Here is a 3,437-nt window from a genome sequence, read left to right as displayed (position 1 = left end):
GCTAATGTAGCAGATGGGTCAATCGCGTCATTTCGAGCGCGCACAAGCGACTTCCGCTCCTCACCCAACATCAGACATATCGCTGCATCGCACTAAGTGACGTGAAGGGCCAGACTCGGACATCGGCGGCTCGCCTATTCCATCACCTCATCGGCGTCCACGAGTAGTTTAACCGGCATGGTTAGCCGTTGCCTCGGTTTAGGGTCCGATCTACGATCGTTCAAACGAACAAAGGACAGCTCGATTGACGCGAGAACGGCGTAAATTAGCTGCTATAGTGGCGTTGGATGTAGTCGGCTATTCTCGCCTCATGGAGCGAGACGAGCGAGGAACTCTCGCGACGCTGACCGAGCATCGTACCGAGCGACTTGAACCGACTTTGGCACGTCACGGCGGTCGACTCATCAAGCTGATTGGCGACGGCGCGTTGGTAGAGTTCGGGAGCGTCGTCGATGCGCTGAACGCGGCAATCGAGTTCCAGCGGTCGATGATCAGCGCAAATCTCGATCGACGCGACGATGAACGGATCGTGTTTCGGATCGGTGTTCACGTCGGCGATGTCATCGTTGATGGCGATGATTTATACGGCGATGGCATGAACGTCGCAGCTCGTCTCGAAGGGCACGCACCGCCTGGCGGCATCCTCATTTCCGGCAATGCGAAAGACGCTGTGGTGAACCGAGTGTCTGCCGAATTTCGCGATCTCGGGAGGCTCCCGCTCAAAAACATCGAGCGGCCGGTGCAGGCTTTTCAGGTCATGTTCGACCATGAAGAACGGCAAGGTGCCGATGCCGAGCGACTAAAGACAGGTATTGTGCCGTCATCCGACGCGGCGTCAGATTTGTCGTCGATAGCGGTTCGACCATTCACTGTTTTGTCTGATGACCGCGAGCTCCAGTTTCTCGCCGATGGACTAGCGGAAGACGTAATCGCCTTGCTGGCGCGAGTGCCGGGCTTCTTCGTGATTGCCAAGGCATCGTCATTCGAATTTCGAAATCCGGATATACCGATATCCGTGATCGCACAGCAGCTCGGCGTTCGTTACGTACTCGGGGGCAGTGTGCGAGCACTTGGCGGGCAGATTCGGCTCGCAGCCCAACTGGCGGAAACGGCGAGCGGTCGCGTGCTCTGGTCCGGCCAATTTGATACCGAGCGTAGCTCTGCGATCGACCTTCAAGATGAAATTGCGCGCGGCATCATCGTCGAATTGCAGCCGGCGCTGACCAGGGCTGAAATCGCTGTGATCCGGCGGCAGCGGCCAGAAAATATCGGAGCCTGGGGCTTCTACCATCAGGCCGGTGGCGCGTTGGCCGCAAATGGCTGGAACGCGCGATCGGTGGAGGAAGCGCGTGGGTTCCTGCGGCATGCGCTCGAGCTGGACGCTAACTTCGCGTTGGCGCGTGCGCAGCTCGCTCTTCTGATGGCGCTTGCGCAGAACACCGCGTTGATCGAACCTTCCAACTCACTCCGCGATGAGGCCGTTGCCGCCGCCGAACTCGCGATCGCTGACGATGGCGGTAGCTCCGAAGTTCTGGGCTACGCCGGCTGTGCCATTTCGGATCTCGGCGATACTAATCGCGGCGCGGAAATCCTGAAACAGGCCGTCGAACTTGACCCCAGCAACGCCCAAGCGCAAGTAGCCCTTGGCGCAGCACTGGCTTTATCCGGCGATCTGGATAGCGGTATCGCTCGCATGAAGCAGGGGATCAAGCTTAGCCCGCGCGACCGAAGACTGGCGTTCTGGGGATGGGCGCTCGGCGGTTTCTTGATGAGAGCCAAGCGACCCGCTGAGGCTCTCGAAGAGGCGAAACTTGCGGCGCGTCGGGATCCGCGCCTGTTCCTGCCGCCGGTTCTCGAAACTCTCGCGCACATCGCGCTGGGACAGACCGACGCTGCGAAGATCTCGCTGGTTTCAGCCCGGCGGCTTCGTCCCGAGCTTACACTACGCGAGATCGAGATTTCGCATGGCCGACGGGCTGTGAAGGCTTTGGCTGATCTCTGGACCGAGGCGCCTTTGGCTTGAAATCATTCACTGGAGTCCGTTCCGGGTCCATGAACTGCCGCGCCGAGCATTGAGCCGCGCGGCAGCTAGACCCCCGAATAACGGACACGGAGGCGCAAGACCGGCGCGGCAGAGATGGGCCAGAAAGAGATGAACGGCACCGCAGCAAATAGGTGAGTGCGCGGCTATGGTCCGGCAAGCCCTCCGGCGGGTATACTGTAGGTCGCGACCGACGCGGGCATCTCGCCAATGCGTTGGTGTGTGCCACAGTTTGGCCGCTGCGTTGTTTCCTAATCACCCGCACTTACTCTGACAGCGCTCATGCAACAGCTACCTTTCTCGTCCGGCAAAGGTCGACGCCCCGCCATGGCTGCCCTGACGGCGATCGCCGCGCTTGCTCTCGCGAGCTGCGGCTCCAGAAATACGTTCCAGCCGCCGCCGCCCCCGAAAGTCGTCGTTGCACAACCCATACAGAAGCCGGTGACCCTGTATATTTACCTAACCGGCAACACCGCGCCGTACAGAACGGCCAATCTGGTCGCGCGCGTCCAGGGCTACCTGGAATCGATCGATTATAAGGATGGCGCCGCGGTCACGAAGGGAACGCAACTGTTCGGCATCGAGCGCGACATCTATCAGGCGCAGCTCGATCAGAACAAAGCGCAATTGGCAAAAGACCAGGCGGTGCTCGCGGAAGCGCAAGTCAATCTGACCCGCTTCCAAACATTGGAACAGCAGAAGTCAATCGCATCGCAGCAGGCGCAAGATCAGGCCGCGGTCGTGGAACAGGACAAGGCCACCATTGGACTTGATCAGGCCAACGTCGATACTGCGACCATAAATCTTGGCTTTACCAACGTCGTCGCCCCTTTCGACGGCATCGTCACCAATCATCAAGTCGATGTCGGCAATCTCGTCGGCGCGTCTGGACCGACGACGCTAGCAACCATCGTGCAGACCGACCCGATCTACGTCAATTTCACGCTGAGCGAGCCGCAACTTCTGACGATCCGGAGAGACAACGCCAAGGCGGGACTGCCGATTAGCAGCTCGAACCTGAAGTACCTTTCGACCATCCCGATCGAGATCGGCCTGCAGGATGAGGAGGGCTATCCCCACAAAGGCCATCTCGACTACGTCTCGCCGCAAGTCGACCCGTCGACTGGCACCGTGGCGGTGCGCGCGGTATTCGACAACAAGGATAACGCGTTGCTGCCCGGCCTCTTCGTGCGCGTCCGGGAACCGATCGGGCATTCCGACAAGGCGCTGCTGACGCGAAATGACGCGATCGGGACGAGCCAAGAAGGGAGTTACGTGCTGGTGGTCGGCGCGGATAACGTCGTTCAGCGCAAAATCGTCAAAACCGGACAAAAGCAGGGGCAGCTCGTGATCATCGAATCCGGTCTCGATCCGGGTGACTGGGTGGTGATCGAAG

Annotated in this window: 2 protein-coding genes; both read left to right on the top strand. The window is 59.8% G+C overall.

What is annotated here, in order from left to right; all coding sequences use genetic code 11:
- Nucleotides 1-244 precede the first annotated feature (244 nt).
- Nucleotides 245-2,023: an adenylate/guanylate cyclase domain-containing protein gene (locus ABSB13_RS16875; RefSeq protein WP_428110508.1), complete on the top strand. Its 1,779-nt coding sequence runs from the start codon at nt 245-247 to the stop codon at nt 2,021-2,023.
- Nucleotides 2,024-2,368: 345 nt separating this feature from the next.
- Nucleotides 2,369-3,437 (top strand): efflux RND transporter periplasmic adaptor subunit (locus tag ABSB13_RS16870; RefSeq protein ID WP_428110507.1); only part of this gene is annotated, 1,069 nt, incomplete at its 3' end.

Source organism: Binatus sp. (SeqCode) (assembly GCF_050013435.1).
Classification (GTDB): domain Bacteria; phylum Desulfobacterota; class Binatia; order Binatales; family Binataceae; genus Binatus.
The sequence above is the reverse complement of the archived record's forward strand: the minus strand, read 5'-3'. Positions and strand labels throughout refer to the sequence as shown.